Source organism: Herbiconiux flava (assembly GCF_013409865.1).
GTDB lineage: Bacteria > Actinomycetota > Actinomycetes > Actinomycetales > Microbacteriaceae > Herbiconiux > Herbiconiux flava.
Genome location: NZ_JACCBM010000001.1, coordinates 765,615 through 781,861, shown reverse-complemented (window position 1 = coordinate 781,861; position 16,247 = coordinate 765,615). Strand labels below are relative to the sequence as shown.

Sequence of the window (16,247 nt, the reverse complement as noted above, 5' to 3'; positions counted from 1 at the left end):
AAACGAGGCATCCGGAGTGACCGAGACCCGCCGCAGCACCGAGCGGTCGCCCTACTGGGGCGTGCCCGTGGCCCGGGCGATCCCGTTCATCGTGACCGCACTCGTCATCACCTTCAGCCCGAACCACTCGGCGCAGGTCGGCCTGCTCGCCTACGGCGTGCTGGCGGTCGTCTCGGGGCTGATCGTCGCCGCACTGTCGTGGCGCACGATCGAGGTCAGATCGACCCGGGTAGTCTTCCTCGTGCAGGGCGTCGCGAGCGTGCTCTTCGGCGCCCTGGCCCTCGGCTTCAACGCCGGTGGCCTCGGCTTCCTGCTGTTCTGCGCCACCATGAACTCGGCCATCGGCGGCTTCCTCGAGCTCTACGCGGGCCTGAAGGCGGGCAAGAACCCGGCCGGCCGCGACTGGGCGGTCGTCGGCGCACTCACCGTGGTCTTCGCGCTGGTGCTGATCTTCTTCCCCACCGACCCCGTCTTCGCGGTCGGGATGCTCGGGGCCTACTCCGCCGTCATCGGCCTGTTCCTCGTGATCGGCGGCCTCTCGCTGCGCTGGGGAACCACCGCACCCGTCGCCGCGACCGGGCCTGAACCCACCAGAAGGGCATCGTGAACCAACCAACGAGGCGCGACCGGCTGAAGCCGGCCGAGCTGATCGTCCTGTCCGCCATCCTCTCGGCCTTCGTCGGGCTGGTGGTGCTGATGGTCTCGCGGGAGTTCCTGCTGGCGGGCATCTTCTTCGGGGTCGCCTTCATCGTCGTGCTCGTCGTGATGGCGATGCTGTCGCTCTCGATCAAGCCGAACGACCGCGAGCAGCACGAGATCGACGGCGACGAGCCGCAGGGCCCGGCCGGCCACTAGGCCACGAAGCCACGAGGCCCGGCCGGGCATGCGCGCATCCGCGCAGCCGCAGCCCTAGTCGAGGATGTGGTCGACCAGCGCCGACGCCAGCCCCGTGTAGCCCGCCGGCGTGAGCGCCACGAGCCGCGCCTTGGCCTCGGCGCCGATGTCGAGCCCCTCGACGAACGCCACGAGCTCGGCCTGCCCGATGCGCCGCCCGCGGGTGAGCTCCTTCAGCAGCGCGTAGGGGTCGCTGATCTGCGATCGCCCCTCGGTGATCTCGGCGCGCACGACGGTCTGGATCGCCTCGCCGAGCACCTCCCAGTTCTCGTCGAGGTCGCGGGCCAGCGCATCGCGGTTCAATGAGATCTGACCGAGGCCGCCGAGGATGTTGTCGAGCGCCAGCAGCGAGTGGCCGAGGGCGACGCCGATGTTGCGCTGGGTGGTGCTGTCGGTGAGGTCGCGCTGCAGCCGCGAGGTCACGAGGGTCGCCGCGAGTGAGTCGAGCAGCGCGCTGGAGAGCTCGAGGTTCGCCTCGGCGTTCTCGAAGCGGATCGGGTTCACCTTGTGCGGCATGGTCGAGGAGCCCGTGGCGCCGGCGACCGGGATCTGCGTGAAGTAGCCGATGGAGATGTAGGTCCAGACATCGGTGCAGAGGTTGTGCAGGATGCGGTTGGCGTGGCTGATCCGGTTGTAGAGCTCGGCCTGCCAGTCGTGCGACTCGATCTGGGTGGTCAGCGGGTTCCAGACGAGGCCGAGCGAGGTGACGAACTCGCGCGAGATGCGCTGCCAGTCGGCGGAGGGGTCGGCCACCAGGTCGGCGGCGAACGTGCCGGTGGCGCCGCTGAACTTCCCGAGGAACTCGGTGTCCTCGATCTGCGCCTTCACGCGCTCGAGCCGGTGCACGGTGACGGCGAGCTCCTTGCCCATGGTGGTGGGCGTCGCGGGCTGGCCGTGGGTGTGCGCGAGCATCGGCTCGTCGCGGTACTCGACGGCCTGGCGGCGGAGTTCGGCGATCACGCGCTCGAAGGCCGGCAGCCAGACACCCTCGACGGCGTCGCGGATGGTCAGGGCGTAGCTGAGGTTGTTGATGTCCTCGCTGGTGCAGCCGAAGTGGGTGAGCTCGGCGATGTCGTTAAGTTCCAGTGCCGCGAGCTTCTCGCGCACGAAGTACTCGACCGCCTTGACGTCGTGCCGCGTGGTCGCCTCGAGCTCGGCGATGCGGTCGATGTCGGCCTGGCCGAAGTCGTCGACGACGGCGCGCAGCTCCGTGGCGAGCTGGGGCTCGAGCGGCGTGGCCCCGAACATCCGGTGCTCGGTGAGGAACAGCAGCCAGTCGATCTCGACCCGCACGCGCGCACGGTTCAGGCCGGCTTCGGAGAGGAACTCGCCGAGCTCGGTGACGGCGGGGCGGTAGCGGCCGTCGAGGGGGCTGATCGGCTGAGGGGGCAGAGGAGGCATGGCGGGGCGGGGACTTTCGGTGTGGAGGGCGGGGTTCAGGATGCGGCCGGCTGCCGGAACGCGGGTTCGAGCTGCCGGAACAGCGCCCGGTCGGCGTGCTCGATCATCGCGAGCACCGAGTCGAACAGGGCGGCGTCGGAGTAGTAGGGGTCGGGGACGTCGGTGCGCCCGGCGTAGTCGGCGTCGAAGGAGAGCAGCAGGCGCACCTTCTGTCGGTCCTCCTCGGTTCGGGCCCAGGAGCGCAGCACCCGCTCGTGGCTGCGGTCGAGTGCCACCACGAGGTCGAGCGAGTCGAACCAGGCCGGCTCGAACTGGCGGGCTCGGTGGGTGCTGCCGTCGTAGCCGCGGCTCTCGAGCGAGGCGACCGTGCGCGGGTCGGCGTGCTCACCGACGTGCCACTCCCCCGTGCCCGCCGAGCTCACGACGACGCGGCCGGACAGCCCGGCCTTCTCGACGAGGTCGCGCAGCACGATCTCGGCCATCGGGGAGCGGCAGATGTTGCCGGTGCAGACCATGCAGATGCGGAAGGCGGCCTCGGGGGGATCGTCGGGCTCGCGGGACATGCCCTTAGTCTCTCATCGGCGGTCGCGGCGGCCCGCGAGGGGCCGGAGGATCGCGCCGATGATGGCCGAGAGGATGGCCAGCACCAGGGCGCCGAGCACCGTCCACCAGAAGCCGGCCAGGGTGAGGCCGAAGCCGAACAGGCCGGTGAACACCGAGGTGAGCCAGAGCAGCAGCGCGTTCACGAAGAACGAGATGATGCCGAGGGTGAGGATGTAGAGGGGGAACGCCACGACCCGGATGATGCTGCCGATGATGCCGTTCACGATGCCGAAGACCAGCGCCACCAGGAGGTAGCTGACGATGAGCTCGACGGTGCCGCCGTCGCCGATCGGGTCGATCTTGACACCGGCGACGATGAGGGTGGTGAGCCACAGGGCGATCGCGTTGACGACCAGGGAGACCAGGAATCTGCGCATGACCCCCACTATCCCAGCTGCGTGGTGCAGAGTCGAGGCATGGTGAACCTGCCCTGGCAGCCGGAGTACCCGATCCTGACCGCCCGCCTCGCCCTGCGCCCCCATCGCGGGAGCGACCTCGACGACCTCCTGCGGTACCACTCCGACCCCGAGGTGGTGCGCTACATCCCGTGGCCCGTGCGCACGCGGGAGCAGACCGAAGCCGCGATCGAGTCCCGCACCCGCCAGGGCGCGGTGACCGAGGAGGGCCAATGGCTGGTGCTCGCCATCCAGCTCCGCGACGACGTCGGGCAGGTCGACGGCGGCCGGGTGATCGGCGAGGTGCTCCTCAAGTTCGACAGCGAGGCGGATGCCCGGGGCGAGCTCGGCTACGCCATCGCCCGGGACGCCGAGGGGCACGGCTACGCCACCGAGGCCGCCCGGGCCGTTCTCGACCTGGCCTTCGCCGGGTTCGGGCTGCACCGCGTGATCGCCCGCCTCGATGCCAGGAACCGCGCATCCGCCGCCCTGCTGGAGCGGCTCGGGATGCGCCGGGAGGCCCTCTTCGTCGAGGACGAGCACTTCAAGGGCGAGTGGACCGACACCCTCGTCTACGCGATGCTCGCGCGGGAGCACCGCCCGGAGCATATTCCCGAGGCGGGATGAGACCGAGAACTACACTGGACGGATGACCTCCGGCTCCGAAGCAGCCCCCGCCGTTCCGGTGAGGATGCGCCCCGAGATCCTCGCGCTGCCCGCGTACCGGCAGGGCCAGGCCGCGCCGACCGGGTTCAAGCTCTCGTCGAACGAGAACCCCTACGACCCGCTGCCCGGTGTGCTCGAGGCCGTCGACCGTGCGACCCGGCAGCTGCACCGCTACCCGAACGCCGCCGCCCCCGAGATCACGGCGCGCCTGGCCGAGGAGTGGGGGGTCGAGCCCGACGAGGTCATCGTCGCCGCCGGATCGGTGGCGCTGCTGATGCAGTTCACGATGGCCGCCGCCGGCCACGGCGACGAGGTCGTCTTCTCCTGGCGCTCGTTCGAGGTCTACCCGTGGATGACGGTGCTCCCCGGAGCCACCGCGGTGCCGGTGCCCAACACCGCCGACCACCGCCACGACCTCGACGCGATGGCCGCCGCGATCACGGATCGCACGCGCCTCGTGCTCGTCTGCAGCCCCAACAACCCGACCTCGAGCGTCGTGACGAAGGCCGAGTTCGAGGCCTTCATGGCGAAGGTGCCCACCGATGTGCTGGTCGTCCTCGACGAGGCCTACGCCGAGTTCGTCACCGACCCCGAAGCCGTGAACGGCCGGGCGCTGGTGCGGCGGTACCCGAACCTCGTCGTGCTGCGCACCTTCTCCAAGGCCTACGGCCTGGCCGGCCTCCGCATCGGCTACGGCATCGGTCGCGCCGACGTGCTCGCGCCGGCCCGCACCACGATCGTGCCGCTGAGCCTCACCGACCACGCCCAGGTGGCCGCGCTCGCGTCGCTCGACCGCGGCGACGAGCTGCGCGAGCGGGTGGCGAACATCGCGGTGCGTCGGGACGCCGTCTACGAGGCCCTGCTCGAGCAGGGCTGGACGGGCATCCCGAAGCCGCACGGCAACTTCGTCTGGTTCCCGGTGGGCGAGCGCACTCCCGAGGTGCTCGAGGTGTTCCGCCGGCACGGCATCATCGCCCGGGGCTATCTGCCCGACGGCGTCCGACTGACGATCGGCGAGGAGGAGAGCGTGCAGAACGTGCTCACCGCCGCCGACGAGATAGCGAGGATCCTCCGATGACCGAGACCCCGACGGTGCAGTTCCTCTCGGTCGAGGGCGAGTTCGCCCCGACCGAGTCGGCCGAGGAGTACCGCTCCTATCTCGACCGCCTGAGCGAGACCGACCTGCAGGACTTCTACCGGAAGATGGTGGTGGTGCGCCGCTTCGACGGCGAGGCCACGAACCTGCAGCGGCAGGGGCAGATGGCGCTCTGGGTGCCGAGCCACGGCCAGGAGGGCGCCCAGGTGGGCTCGGCCTTCGCCGCGCGCCCGCAGGACCACCTCTTCCCGAGCTACCGCGAGCACGCGGTCGGTCTGGTGCGGGGCATCGACATGCTCGCCATCGTCGAGCTCCTGCGCGGCAACACCCACGGCGGCTGGGACCCGACCGACCCCACCAACGGCAACTTCCACGGCTACTGCCTGGTGATCGGCTCGCACTCGCTGCACGCCACCGGCTACGCCATGGGCCTGCAGCGCGACGGAGTGGTCGGCACCGGCGACCCCGAGGTCGACGCGGCCGTGCTCTGCTACTTCGGCGACGGCGCCACCTCGCAAGGCGACGTCAGCGAGGCCTTCGTGTTCTCCGCCTCGAGCCAGACGCCGAACGTGTTCTTCCTGCAGAACAACCAGTGGGCCATCTCGGTGCCGGTCAGCGTGCAGTCGCGCGTGCCGCTGTACCTCCGCTCCCGCGGCTTCGGCGTGCCCAGCGTGCAGATCGACGGCAACGACGTGCTCGCGAGCTACGCGGTCACCGCGAAGGCGCTCGACGACGCCCGCGGCGGCGGCGGCCCGCAGTTCATCGAGGCGCTGACCTACCGCATCGGGGCGCACACGACCTCCGACGACCCCACGAAGTACAGAGAGAACGCCGAGCAGGAGTTCTGGGTGAAGCGCGACCCGATCGTGCGGTTCGAGAAGTACCTGCGCTCACTCGGCGAGGGCGACGCCTTCTTCGACGGCGTGAAGACCGAGGCCGACGACTTCGCGGCCGACATCCGGGCCCGCACGCTGGTGCTCGAGGCCCCGCCGATCGGCACCATGTTCGACCACGTGTACTCGGAGCCGCATCCGGTGATGACCGAGCAGAAGCTGTGGCTCGAGCGCTACGAGGCGTCGTTCCAGGAGGAGCAGGCATGACCACCGTGAACCCGTCGAACCCGACGACCGCAGCCGCCGCCCCCGAGGTGCAGGAGCTGCCGATGGCGAAGGCGCTGAACCTCGGCCTCGCCAAGGCGCTCGCCGACGACCCCAAGGTGCTGCTGATGGGCGAGGACATCGGCCGTCTCGGCGGCGTCTTCCGCGTCACCGAGGGCCTGCAGGCTCAGTTCGGCGCCGATCGCGTCGTCGACACCCCGCTCGCCGAGTCGGGCATCATCGGCACGGCCATCGGCCTCGCGATGCGGGGCTACCGACCGGTCTGCGAGATCCAGTTCGACGGCTTCATCTGGCCGGGCTTCGACCAGATCACCAGCCAGCTCGCCAAGCTCACCAACCGCGGCGGTGGCGCCTTCTCGATGCCCGTGGTCATCCGGGTGCCCTACGGCGGGCACATCGGCGCCGTCGAGCACCACCAGGAGAGCCCCGAGGCCTACTTCGCGCACACCGCCGGCCTCCGCGTGGTGAGCCCGTCCACCCCGAACGACGCCTACTGGATGATGCAGGAGGCGATCCGCTCCAACGACCCCGTGATGTTCTTCGAGCCCAAGAGCCGCTACTGGCCCAAGGGCCCGGTGGACTTCAGCGGTTCGGCCGCCCCGCTGCACGCCAGCCGGGTCGTGCGGGTCGGCAGCGACGTGACGGTGCTCGCGCACGGCGCGATGGTGAGCGTGCTCATGCAGGCCGCCGAGATCGCCGACGGCGAGGGCATCAGCGTCGAGGTGATCGACCTGCGCTCCATCAGCCCGATCGACTACGGGCCGATCATCGACTCGGTCACCAAGACCGGCCGCCTCGTCGTGGCGCAGGAGGCCTCGGGCTTCGTCAGCGTCGGCTCCGAGATCGCCGCGACCGTCGCCGAGCGCGCCTTCTACTCGCTGCAGGCCCCCGTGCTGCGGGTGGCGGGCTTCGACACCCCCTTCCCGCCCGCGAAGCTCGAGACCGTCTTCCTGCCCGACGCCGACCGCGTCATGGAAGCCGTCGACCGCGTGATGGCCTACTAGGCCATCCGCATCCGACCAGGTACGTCAGGAGAACCCATGTCGTCGCAGTTCAACCTCCCCGATGTCGGCGAGGGCCTCACCGAGGCCGAGATCGTCTCGTGGAAGGTCGCCCCGGGCGACACCGTCACGGTGAACCAGGTGATCGTCGAGATCGAGACCGCCAAGTCGCTCGTCGAGCTGCCTTCGCCGTTCGCCGGCACCGTCGAGAGCGTGCTGGTCGAGGAGGGCACGACCGTCGAGGTCGGCACGCCGATCATCACGGTGTCGTCGGGTGCCGCGGCCCCGGCGGGCTCGGCGGCGCCGGTTCAGGATGCTCCGCCCGCCCCCATCCGCGTGGTGCCCTCGGCCGACCTCACCGAGACCGAGTCGATGGTGGCCACCGCCGAGCGCACCGCCACCGCCGAGCGACCGGGTGCGGAGGAGAAGCCGGGCGCGGTGCTCGTCGGCTACGGCATCAAGGGCCACGTCGCCAGTCGCCGCTCCTCGCGCCGCAGCACGAGTGCGATCCCGGCCATCGGCGAGACCCCCGAGGGCGCCCGCCCGGCCGAGCGGGTCGCCCGGGTGCAGCAGCCGATCCCGGGGCTCCCCGTGATCGCGAAGCCGCCGATCCGCAAGCTCGCGAAAGACCTCGGGGTCGACCTCAACGAGGTGACCCCCACCGGGTTGATCGGCGACGTCACCCGCGACGACGTCATCCGGCACGCCGAGCAGGCGAAGGTGTTCCACAACATCGAGACGCCGCAGTGGGCGCCGGAGCGCGAGGAGCGCATCCCCGTGAAGGGCATGCGCAAGCAGATCGCGAAGGCCATGGTGGCGAGCGCGTTCACCGCCCCGCACGTGAGCCTCTTCGTCGACGTGGATGCCACCCGCACGATGGACTACGTCAAGCGCCTGAAGGCCTCGGCCGACTTCACCGGCGTCAAGATCTCGCCGCTCCTGATCATGGCGAAGGCCATCATCTGGGCGGTGCAGCGGAACCCCATGGTCAACTCGGCGTTCACCGAGAAGGAGATCATCGTGCGCAACTACGTGAACCTCGGCATCGCCGCGGCCACGCCGCGCGGGCTGATCGTGCCGAACATCAAGGACGCGCAGGACATGTCCATGCGCACCCTCGCCGAGTCGCTCGAGCAGCTCACGCTGACCGCGCGGGAGGGCCGCACCTCCCCCGCCGACATGGCCGACGGCACCATTACCATCACGAACATCGGCGTCTTCGGCATGGACACGGGAACCCCCATCCTGAACCCCGGCGAGGTCGGGATCGTGGCCCTCGGCACCATCAAGCAGCGCCCCTGGGTCGTCGACGGCGAGGTGCGCCCGCGCTTCGTCACGACCGTGGGCGCGAGCTTCGACCACCGCGTGGTCGACGGCGACGTGGCGAGCCGGTTCGTCGCCGACGTGGCCTCGATCCTCGAGGAGCCGGCGCTGCTGCTCGACTGAGCTCGACGGCCGCACGTCCGCGCAGATTTGCTATTGATAATCACTATCAATAGTGTGGGGGCTGTGACCTCTCGACTCCTCCCCGTCCTCGCATCCTCCGCGGTGCTCGCCCTCGGCCTGGCCGGATGCTCGTCCGGCAGCTCGGCCGACACCACCGCCGACTCCTCCGACGGCATCAGCATCGTCGCCTCCACCAACGTCTACGGCAGCATCGCCGAGGCGGTGGCCGGCGACGCCGCCACGGTGACCTCGATCATCGACAGCCCCGACAAGGATCCGCACGAGTACCAGGCCGACGGCCAGAACCAGCTCTCGCTCTCCAAGGCGCAGATCGTGATCGAGAACGGCGGCGGCTACGACGACTTCGTCGACACGATGCTCTCGGCCGCCGAGAACTCCGGCGCGACCGTGCTGAACGTCACCGACATCTCGGGCTACGACACCGAGCCGGCCGAGGGCGAGTTCAACGAGCACCTCTGGTACGACTTCCCCACGATGCAGAAGCTGGTCGATCAGCTGGTGACCGAGCTGAGCGCGCTCGACGAGGGCAGCGCATCCGTCTTCTCGGCCAACGGCGAGGAGCTCAAGCAGCAGCTCGCGACGCTGGAGAGCGGCGAGGCCGACATCGCCTCGGCGCACCAGGGCGCCGGCGTCGCCATCACCGAGCCGGTGCCGCTGTACCTGCTCGACGCGGCGGGCCTGGCGAACAGGACGCCCGATGAGTTCAGCGAGGCCATCGAGGAGGACACCGACGTGCCGCCGCTGGTGCTGAACGAGACCCTCGCGCTGTTCGACGACAAGAGCATCGACGTGCTGGTCTACAACGAGCAGACCGGCGGCCCGCAGACGGATGCGGTGCTCGAGGCCGCGGAGAAGAACGGCATCCCGGCGGTGCCGGTCACCGAGACCCTCCCCGACGGCGTCGACTACGTCGAGTGGATGACGGCGAACCTGAAGGCGGTGTCCGACGCCCTCGGCTAGGCGCCGGTCGGGCTCGGGCTGCCGCTCGGGCCCGGCGGTCGGCCGATCCGCCCGCGGCAGTAGGGTGTCAAGGTGACCGACCCGGTGCTGACCCTGCGTGACGCGAGCCTCGCGTTCGGGCCCCGCACCCTCTGGTCGGGGCTCGACCTCGACGTGCAGCCGGGCGAGTTCATCGCCGTGCTCGGGTCGAACGGCTCGGGCAAGTCGAGCCTGCTCAAGGTCATCCTCGGGCAGCAGCGGTTGAGCGGCGGGTCGGTGTCGTTCCTCGGGGCGCCCGGCCGGCGCGGCGACCGCCGTATCGGCTACGTGCCCCAGCAGAAGCTCGCCGACGACGGCACCCCGCTCCGCGCCCGCGACCTGGTGGCTCTCGGCCTCTCCGGGCACCGCTGGGGCGTGCCCCTTCCCTCCGCGGCCCGTCGCCGCGAGGTCGACGCCCTGCTCGAGGGGGTCGGCGCCACCGACTACGCGAACGTGGGCGTCGGCACCCTCTCGGGCGGCGAGCAGCAGCGCGTGCGCATCGGCCAGGCGCTCGCCGGGGAACCCCGGCTGCTGCTCTGTGACGAGCCGCTGCTCTCGCTCGACCTCACCCACCAGCGCGCGGTCAGCGAGCTGATCGACCGGCAGCGGCGCGAGCGCGACTTCGGCGTGCTCTTCGTCACCCACGACATCAACCCGATCCTCGACATGGTCGACCGGGTGCTGTACCTGGCCGGTGGCGGCTTCCGGATCGGCACGCCGGAGGAGGTGCTGCGCTCGGAGGTGCTGAGCGAGCTCTACGGCTCGCGGGTCGACGTGATCCGCACGCACGGCCGGGTGATCGTCGTCGGCACGCCCGACGGGGCCCACGGGCATCCGGACGACCAGCTCGCGCACCACGACGACCACGACCACCGGCCCTCCCCCGGGCTCCTCGGAGGGCTGCCGTGAACGGCGACATCTGGTCGGAGGTCTTCAACTTCGCGAACTACGGCGAGCTCGTGGTGCTCCTGCGCAACTCGATCATCGCGGGCGCGGTGCTCGGCGTCGTGGGCGGCCTGATCGGCGTCTTCGTGATGTCGCGCGACATGGCGTTCGCGGTGCACGGCATCAGCGAGCTCTCGTTCGCCGGCGCCGCGGCCGGGCTGCTGTTCGGCATCGGGGTCGTGGAGGGCTCGATCATCGGCTCGCTGATCGCCTCGCTGATCATCGGGCTGCTCGGCTCGCGGGCGCGCGACCGCAACTCGATCATCGCGGTGCTGATGCCGTTCGGGCTGGGGCTCGGCATCCTCTGCCTCTCGCTCTACCCCGGCCGGTCGGCCAACAAGTTCGGGCTGCTGACCGGGCAGATCGTGGCCGTCGACGACCCGCGGCTGAACTCGCTGATCGCGATCTCGATCGTCGTGGTGCTCGGGCTGCTGCTCGTCTGGCGGCCGCTCACCTTCGCCAGCGCCGACGCCGACGTCGCCTCCGCCCGAGGCGTGCCCGTGCGCGGACTGTCGATCGTGTTCATGCTGCTGCTCGGGCTCGCCGTCGCGGTCTCGGTGCAGATCGTCGGCTCGCTGCTGGTGCTCTCGATCCTCGTCACGCCGGCCGCCGCCGCGCTGCGGCTCTCGTCGTCGCCCGTCGTCGTGCCGCTGCTCAGCACGCTGTTCGCCGTGCTGTCGCTCGTTGGCGGGATCATGCTCGCGCTCGGCGCCTCGGTGCCGATCAGCCCCTACGTGACCACCATCTCGTTCGCGATCTACCTGATCTGCCGCCTGGTGTCCTGGCGGCGCCGACGTCGGGGCCTGTCGGGGCGGGTACCGTTGAACACGAGGACGGTGATGCAGTGAAGAGGAACACCTGGCAGCGCGAGGCGGTGCGGAGCGCCCTGGGAACCCAGATGGGCTTCGTCAGCGCGCAGAGCCTGCACTCCTCCCTGAAGAACTCGGGCTCGCAGATCGGTCTGGCCACCGTCTACCGCGCGCTCTCCGATCTCGCCCAGGAGGGCGAGGCCGACTCGCTGCAGTCACCCGAGGGCGAGGCGCTCTACCGCGCCTGCTCGCTGGCGCACCACCACCACCTGATCTGCCGCAGCTGCGGTCTCACGGTCGAGATCGAGGCCGACGAGGTCGAGTCGTGGGCGCAGCGCACGGCGACCCTGCACGGCTTCAGCCGGCCCGAGCACGTCGTCGACATCTTCGGGTTCTGCTCGGCCTGCGTGCCCATCCCCTGATCGCTTTCGAGCCCCGCCGGGCGATGGTGTAAGCTAGCGAGGTTGGGTGGAATCCTCCGCCCTCTGCGGGGCCGTCACGAGACGGGCCTGTCGACAAGTCATCTTGGGTGAGACGCTCGTCTCACGGTAACCAAATGGAGGAAGCAATGGCAGCAGTCTGCCAGGTGACAGGAGCCGTTCCCGGCTTCGGTCACAACATCTCGCACTCGCACCGGCGAACCAATCGCCGCTTCGACCCGAACGTGCAGAAGAAGAAGTACTACGTGCCCTCGCTTCGCCGTAACGTCACGCTGACCCTGTCGGCGAAGGGCATCAAGGTCATCGATGCTCGTGGAATCGAGTCGGTCGTCAAGGACCTCCTCGCTCGTGGGGAGAAGATCTAATGGCAAAGCAGCAGGACGTCCGTCCCATCATCAAGCTCCGCTCGACGGCGGGCACCGGTTACACCTACGTGACCAAGAAGAACCGTCGCAACGACCCCGACCGTCTCGTGCTGAAGAAGTACGACCCGGTCATCCGTAAGCACGTCGACTTCCGAGAGGAGCGGTAAACACATGGCTAAGAAGAGCAAGATCGCCAAGAACGAGCAGCGCAAGGTCATCGTGGAGCGGTACGCCGCGAAGCGCCTCGAGCTGAAGAAGGCCCTGGTCAGCCCGACCTCCACCGACGAGGAGCGCGAGAGCGCCCGCCTCGGCCTGCAGAAGCTGCCGCGCAACGCGTCGCCGATCCGCGTGCGCAACCGCGACGCCGTCGACGGCCGCCCCCGCGGAAACCTCAGCAAGTTCGGAATCAGCCGTGTCCGCTTCCGCGACATGGCGCACCGGGGCGAATTGCCGGGCATTACGAAGTCCAGCTGGTAAATTACCCACGGTCGTACCGACCAACCGAACTGGCCCTGTGGCCGGGACCGTTCCACTGAAAGAGCTACCCAGGTAGCGAAGAGGTCCGAGGAGGACACCTTAAATGGCTGACAAGTCACTCAACAAGACCGAGCTCGTCGCAGCCGTCGCCGCCGCTTCCGGCCAGACGCAGGCTTCCGTCAACGAGGTGCTCGACGCTCTCTTCTCGACGCTGGCCGACTCGGTCGCCTCGGGCACCAAGGTCACGATCCCGGGCTGGCTCGCCGTCGAGCGCACCTCGCGCGCCGCTCGCACCGGCCGCAACCCGCAGACCGGCGCCACCATCGAGATTCCGGCCGGTCACTCGGTCAAGATCTCGGCCGGTTCGAAGCTGAAGGCTGCTGCCAAGTAGTCGCTTCACCACCAGCTCAGAAGGGCGACGGCTTCGGCCGCCGCCCTTCCGCTGTTAACGCACCCGGCGTTGCGGCCGTTGGCTCCGTTGCAGCCGTTCCGGCCGTTCCGGCAAAGGTCCAGGCCGACGCGCGTACAGTGGACGGGTGCTGAGAGTCGTCCGCGTGTCAGGCCCCGCCGTACTGGTGGTGGCGGCCTTCGCGGCCCTCCTGATCGCCCTCGCCATCGGCGGCGGCGCCGCACCGCAGCTGCTCGAGGATCCCGGGCCCGTCGTGCGCTTCGGTCTGCCGATCACCTCGACGCTCGTCAACATCTCGGCCGCCGGCATGATCGGTGCCATCGGCCTGGTGGTCTTCGCCATCCCGCCGTCGAGCCCGGCCTGGGGACGCGCCCTCGACGTCGCCGCCGCATCCGCCGGCCTGTTCACCGTCGCGGCGGCGATGACGGGCTTCTTCAGCTACCTCAGCGTCACCGCGCGCGCCCTCAGCTTCGACGACGCGTTCAGCCAGGGTCTCGGGCAGTTCCTCACCCAGATCGAGCTCGGTCAGGCCTGGCTGCAGACCACACTGCTCGGCGCGGTCGTCACCGTGCTGTGCTTCGCCGTGCGCAACCACACCGCGCTCGTGTTCGTCGGCCTCGTCGCCGTCGTCTGCCTGGTGCCCATGGCGCAGCAGGGTCACGCGGCAGGCGTCGACGGCCACGACGCGGCCATCACCGCACTCGGCCTGCACCTCGTCTTCGCCGCGGCCTGGCTCGGCGGGCTCGTGGTCATCGTGCTGCTCAGCCGGCAGCTGTCGACGGCCGTGCTCGTCGACGTCGTCGCGCGCTACTCGACGGTGGCGATCGTCTGCTTCGTCGTGGTCGCGGCCTCGGGCTACGTCAGCGCCGAGCTGCGGGTCGGCTCGCTCGACCGGCTGCTCACGCCCTACGGCATCCTGGTGCTGGTCAAGGTGGGCGCCCTGCTCGCCCTCGGGCTGATCGGGGCCCTGCACCGCCGCTACGTCATCGGCAAGCTCGGCACGACCGAGCGGCGCCGGCACTTCTGGTGGCTGGTCGTCGCCGAGCTCGGCTTCATGGGCATCGCCACCGGCTTCGCCGCCGCGCTCGCCCGCACCGCCACCCCGGTGCCGCAGGAGGTGCCCGAGACCCAGACCGCCGCGCAGATCCTCACCGGCGAGAAGCTGCCCCCCGAGCTGACGGTCTCGAACTTCCTCACCCAGTGGAACTTCGACCTGATCTGGGTGCTCGTCTGCGCCTTCGCGATCTTCTTCTACGTCGCCGGGGTGCTGCGCCTGCGCCGCCGCGGCGACCGATGGCCCTGGTACCGCACCGTGCTCTGGATCGCGGGCATCCTGCTGCTCTTCTACGTCACCAACGGCGGCCTCAACGTCTACGAGAAGTTCCTGTTCAGTGCGCACATGTTCGGACACATGACGCTCAGCATGATGGTGCCGCTGCTGCTCGTGCCCGCCGCCCCCGTCACCCTCGTTCTGCGCGCCGTGAAGAAGCGCGGTGACGGCAGCCGCGGCGTGCGCGAGTGGGTGCTGCTGGCGGTGCACTCCAAGGTCGCCACGGTCATCGCGAACCCGGTGGTGGCCGGGGTGCTCTTCGCCACCAGCCTCGTCACCTTCTACTACACGCCGCTGTTCCGCTGGGCGACCGAGAACCACTTCGGCCACGAGTGGATGATCGTGCACTTCCTGATCGTCGGGTACCTCTTCGTGCAGGCCCTGATCGGCGTCGACCCGGTGCCGTACAAGCTGCCCTACCCGTTCCGGCTGCTGCTCCTGCTCGGCACGATGGCCTTCCACGCCTTCTTCGGGCTCGCCCTGATGGAGGGCACGGGCCTGCTGCTCGCCGACTGGTTCGGCGCCACCGGCCGCGACTGGGGCCCGAGCGCACTGCAGGACCAGCAGAACGGCGGCGGCATCGCCTGGAGCATCGGCGAGATCCCGACCTTCACGCTCGCCCTGATCGTCGCGATCCAGTGGAGCCGGGTCGACAAGAAGGAGACCAAGCGGCGCGACCGCAACGCCGACCGCACCAACGAGGCCGAGCTCGGCGAGTACAACGCGATGCTCGAGCGCCTGGCTGAGAAGGACACGGCGCGCTAGATCGACCGCCCGAGCTCAGCCGCGCGGCGCGAACTGGATCGCGCCGTCGGGCTCGATGCTCAGCGCGAAGGTCACGTCGTAGGGGATCGAGCGGTCGATCGTGGTGACAGCGCCGTCGAAGAGCGAGCGGATGTCCACCCGGACGTGCGCGCTGCCCGACGCCGTGGGCACCACCCAGCTGTCCTGCCCGGCGATGATCGTCAGCGCGGGGAAGGTCTCGATCGACCAGTCCGGCTCGGAGACGATGCGGTCGTCGACCTCGAGCCCGAACGGGCAGCCCGGAGGGTAGAGCAGCGTCTCCGTCGCGCAGTCGGCCAGGAAGTCGTGCACCGTCGTCTGCACCTCGTCGAGGAAGCGGGTGGTGGGCTGCACGTCGACGATGGCGCTGACCGAGCTGCCGGTGCTGGTCGCGACGAGCTTGGACGGGTAGGCGCCGAGATAGTGCGAGGTGTGCCCGAGCGCCGTCAGGCTCGGCACCAGCAGGTCGTAGCTGCGATTGGCGCGGAACGCGCCCGCGTCGCCGGCCGACACCTGCACCGTGCCCGCGGTGAAGGTGCTCGCGTGCGAGACCGTGACCTCGGCCCGCGCGGTGGGGGAGCGCAGGAACTCCCACTCGGGGAAGACGAGCCAGCTCGTGCCCGTCTGCACCACGTCGAACTCGGTCTGGCCCTCGACCTGCTGGTCGCCGGTGCCGGTCAGTGTGTAGGAGTAGACGATGCGGTGGCGCCCGGGGATGATCTCGGTGTCGCTGACCTCGCTGATGCGCGTGATGCCGCCGAGCGCATCCGGGGTCACCAGGGCCGCCTCGCCGGTGCCGGCTTCGTCGCCGCTCGTGAGCTTCACGCCGGGGGTCGCGAGGGCGCCGGGCACGTCGTGGTCGGCGAGGGCCTCGAGGTAGAGCCGCACGAACGTGGTGGCGCTGAACAGCTCGCGGTTCAGGATGCCGACGGCTGACACGAGGGCGGCGATCGTGAGCACGAACAGGCCCACCCAGATCACGATCGATCGGTGCAGGGCCTCGCGCCTGTCCACACCTCCCGCATCCATGTGCACAGTTTAGGCGGGAGCCGGGAGACCGCTTCGGGCGG

Annotated in this window: 20 protein-coding genes; 16 read left to right on the top strand and 4 right to left on the bottom strand. The window is 69.8% G+C overall.

Annotation, left to right across the window (positions count from 1 at the left end; translation table 11 throughout):
* The first annotated feature begins 16 nt into the window (after positions 1 to 16).
* Complete coding sequence (locus tag BJ984_RS03685; RefSeq protein WP_179546884.1) at positions 17 to 607, top strand: HdeD family acid-resistance protein; 591 nt, start codon at positions 17 to 19, stop codon at positions 605 to 607.
* Positions 604 to 855 carry a hypothetical protein gene (locus BJ984_RS03680; RefSeq protein ID WP_179546883.1) on the top strand — a complete coding sequence of 84 codons (252 nt, stop codon included), beginning with the start codon at positions 604 to 606 and terminating at the stop codon, positions 853 to 855. The genes BJ984_RS03685 and BJ984_RS03680 overlap by 4 nt, the downstream gene beginning before the upstream one ends.
* 54 nt (positions 856 to 909) lie before the next feature.
* Here the strand turns inward: BJ984_RS03680 and purB are convergent, their stop codons facing one another.
* Genes purB through BJ984_RS03665 form a run of 3 tightly spaced genes read right to left on the bottom strand, consistent with a single transcriptional unit; the run spans position 910 to position 3,275 of the window.
* On the bottom strand, positions 910 to 2,295 hold the full coding sequence (purB, locus tag BJ984_RS03675; RefSeq protein ID WP_179546882.1) for an adenylosuccinate lyase: 1,386 nt from the start codon (positions 2,293 to 2,295) through the stop codon (positions 910 to 912).
* 35 nt (positions 2,296 to 2,330) lie between these two features.
* Complete coding sequence (locus tag BJ984_RS03670; protein WP_179546881.1) at positions 2,331 to 2,858, bottom strand: low molecular weight protein-tyrosine-phosphatase; 528 nt, start codon at positions 2,856 to 2,858, stop codon at positions 2,331 to 2,333.
* A gap of 12 nt (positions 2,859 to 2,870) precedes the next feature.
* Positions 2,871 to 3,275, bottom strand: coding sequence for a phage holin family protein (locus BJ984_RS03665; protein WP_173182123.1), 405 nt, complete (start codon positions 3,273 to 3,275; stop codon positions 2,871 to 2,873).
* A gap of 39 nt (positions 3,276 to 3,314) precedes the next feature.
* Here BJ984_RS03665 and BJ984_RS03660 point away from each other — a divergent pair, with 39 nt between their 5' ends.
* The 14 genes from BJ984_RS03660 to BJ984_RS03595 all read left to right on the top strand — a co-directional run bounded on the left by BJ984_RS03660 (position 3,315) and on the right by BJ984_RS03595 (position 15,159).
* Positions 3,315 to 3,920: a GNAT family N-acetyltransferase gene (locus BJ984_RS03660; RefSeq protein ID WP_179546880.1), complete on the top strand. Its 606-nt coding sequence runs from the start codon at positions 3,315 to 3,317 to the stop codon at positions 3,918 to 3,920.
* Positions 3,921 to 3,942: 22 nt separating this feature from the next.
* The gene (locus BJ984_RS03655; protein WP_179546879.1) at positions 3,943 to 5,037 is read left to right on the top strand and encodes a histidinol-phosphate transaminase; all 1,095 of its coding nucleotides are present in this window, start codon (positions 3,943 to 3,945) and stop codon (positions 5,035 to 5,037) included.
* Positions 5,034 to 6,155: a thiamine pyrophosphate-dependent dehydrogenase E1 component subunit alpha gene (locus tag BJ984_RS03650; RefSeq protein WP_179546878.1), complete on the top strand. Its 1,122-nt coding sequence runs from the start codon at positions 5,034 to 5,036 to the stop codon at positions 6,153 to 6,155. The genes BJ984_RS03655 and BJ984_RS03650 overlap by 4 nt, the downstream gene beginning before the upstream one ends.
* On the top strand, positions 6,152 to 7,177 hold the full coding sequence (locus BJ984_RS03645; protein WP_179546877.1) for an alpha-ketoacid dehydrogenase subunit beta: 1,026 nt from the start codon (positions 6,152 to 6,154) through the stop codon (positions 7,175 to 7,177). Before BJ984_RS03650 ends, BJ984_RS03645 begins: the two co-directional genes overlap by 4 nt.
* A 36-nt stretch (positions 7,178 to 7,213) precedes the next feature.
* Positions 7,214 to 8,620, top strand: coding sequence for a dihydrolipoamide acetyltransferase family protein (locus tag BJ984_RS03640; RefSeq protein WP_179546876.1), 1,407 nt, complete (start codon positions 7,214 to 7,216; stop codon positions 8,618 to 8,620).
* Between the two features lie 63 nt (positions 8,621 to 8,683).
* Positions 8,684 to 9,601: a metal ABC transporter solute-binding protein, Zn/Mn family gene (locus BJ984_RS03635; protein ID WP_271206385.1), complete on the top strand. Its 918-nt coding sequence runs from the start codon at positions 8,684 to 8,686 to the stop codon at positions 9,599 to 9,601.
* Positions 9,602 to 9,673: 72 nt separating this feature from the next.
* Positions 9,674 to 10,528 (top strand): metal ABC transporter ATP-binding protein, encoded by an 855-nt coding sequence (locus tag BJ984_RS03630; RefSeq protein WP_271206384.1) that lies wholly within the window; start codon positions 9,674 to 9,676, stop codon positions 10,526 to 10,528.
* On the top strand, positions 10,525 to 11,412 hold the full coding sequence (locus BJ984_RS03625; RefSeq protein WP_173182129.1) for a metal ABC transporter permease: 888 nt from the start codon (positions 10,525 to 10,527) through the stop codon (positions 11,410 to 11,412). Before BJ984_RS03630 ends, BJ984_RS03625 begins: the two co-directional genes overlap by 4 nt.
* The gene (locus tag BJ984_RS03620; protein ID WP_179546874.1) at positions 11,409 to 11,795 is read left to right on the top strand and encodes a Fur family transcriptional regulator; all 387 of its coding nucleotides are present in this window, start codon (positions 11,409 to 11,411) and stop codon (positions 11,793 to 11,795) included. Before BJ984_RS03625 ends, BJ984_RS03620 begins: the two co-directional genes overlap by 4 nt.
* 146 nt (positions 11,796 to 11,941) lie before the next feature.
* Positions 11,942 to 12,178 (top strand): 50S ribosomal protein L28, encoded by a 237-nt coding sequence (gene rpmB / locus BJ984_RS03615; protein ID WP_173182131.1) that lies wholly within the window; start codon positions 11,942 to 11,944, stop codon positions 12,176 to 12,178.
* Positions 12,178 to 12,345, top strand: a complete 168-nt coding sequence (gene rpmG, locus BJ984_RS03610) for a 50S ribosomal protein L33 (RefSeq protein WP_022897487.1) — start codon at positions 12,178 to 12,180, stop codon at positions 12,343 to 12,345. Before rpmB ends, rpmG begins: the two co-directional genes overlap by 1 nt.
* Before the next feature lie 4 nt (positions 12,346 to 12,349).
* Entirely contained in the window at positions 12,350 to 12,655 is a 306-nt protein-coding gene (gene rpsN, locus BJ984_RS03605) for a 30S ribosomal protein S14 (protein WP_179546873.1), read from the top strand.
* A gap of 103 nt (positions 12,656 to 12,758) precedes the next feature.
* Positions 12,759 to 13,046 (top strand): HU family DNA-binding protein, encoded by a 288-nt coding sequence (locus BJ984_RS03600; protein ID WP_022897485.1) that lies wholly within the window; start codon positions 12,759 to 12,761, stop codon positions 13,044 to 13,046.
* Positions 13,047 to 13,191: 145 nt separating this feature from the next.
* Positions 13,192 to 15,159, top strand: a complete 1,968-nt coding sequence (locus BJ984_RS03595; RefSeq protein ID WP_271206383.1) for a bifunctional copper resistance protein CopD/cytochrome c oxidase assembly protein — start codon at positions 13,192 to 13,194, stop codon at positions 15,157 to 15,159.
* 15 nt (positions 15,160 to 15,174) lie between these two features.
* Here the strand turns inward: BJ984_RS03595 and BJ984_RS03590 are convergent, their stop codons facing one another.
* Entirely contained in the window at positions 15,175 to 16,206 is a 1,032-nt protein-coding gene (locus tag BJ984_RS03590; protein ID WP_179546872.1) for a hypothetical protein, read from the bottom strand.
* Between the last annotated feature and the right edge of the window lie 41 nt (positions 16,207 to 16,247).

Bases quoted from the DNA above. Each gene is read 5' to 3' on its own strand.
- purB (WP_179546882.1), bottom strand. From the start codon at position 2,295: ATGCCTCCTCTGCCCCCTCAGCCGATCAGCCCCCTCGACGGCCGCTAC.
- BJ984_RS03670 (WP_179546881.1), bottom strand. From the start codon at position 2,858: ATGTCCCGCGAGCCCGACGATCCCCCCGAGGCCGCCTTCCGCATCTGC.
- BJ984_RS03665 (WP_173182123.1), bottom strand. From the start codon at position 3,275: ATGCGCAGATTCCTGGTCTCCCTGGTCGTCAACGCGATCGCCCTGTGG.
- BJ984_RS03660 (WP_179546880.1), top strand. From the start codon at position 3,315: ATGGTGAACCTGCCCTGGCAGCCGGAGTACCCGATCCTGACCGCCCGC.
- BJ984_RS03655 (WP_179546879.1), top strand. From the start codon at position 3,943: ATGACCTCCGGCTCCGAAGCAGCCCCCGCCGTTCCGGTGAGGATGCGC.
- BJ984_RS03650 (WP_179546878.1), top strand. From the start codon at position 5,034: ATGACCGAGACCCCGACGGTGCAGTTCCTCTCGGTCGAGGGCGAGTTC.
- BJ984_RS03645 (WP_179546877.1), top strand. From the start codon at position 6,152: ATGACCACCGTGAACCCGTCGAACCCGACGACCGCAGCCGCCGCCCCC.
- BJ984_RS03640 (WP_179546876.1), top strand. From the start codon at position 7,214: ATGTCGTCGCAGTTCAACCTCCCCGATGTCGGCGAGGGCCTCACCGAG.
- rpmB (WP_173182131.1), top strand. From the start codon at position 11,942: ATGGCAGCAGTCTGCCAGGTGACAGGAGCCGTTCCCGGCTTCGGTCAC.
- rpmG (WP_022897487.1), top strand. From the start codon at position 12,178: ATGGCAAAGCAGCAGGACGTCCGTCCCATCATCAAGCTCCGCTCGACG.
- rpsN (WP_179546873.1), top strand. From the start codon at position 12,350: ATGGCTAAGAAGAGCAAGATCGCCAAGAACGAGCAGCGCAAGGTCATC.
- BJ984_RS03600 (WP_022897485.1), top strand. From the start codon at position 12,759: ATGGCTGACAAGTCACTCAACAAGACCGAGCTCGTCGCAGCCGTCGCC.
- BJ984_RS03590 (WP_179546872.1), bottom strand. From the start codon at position 16,206: ATGGATGCGGGAGGTGTGGACAGGCGCGAGGCCCTGCACCGATCGATC.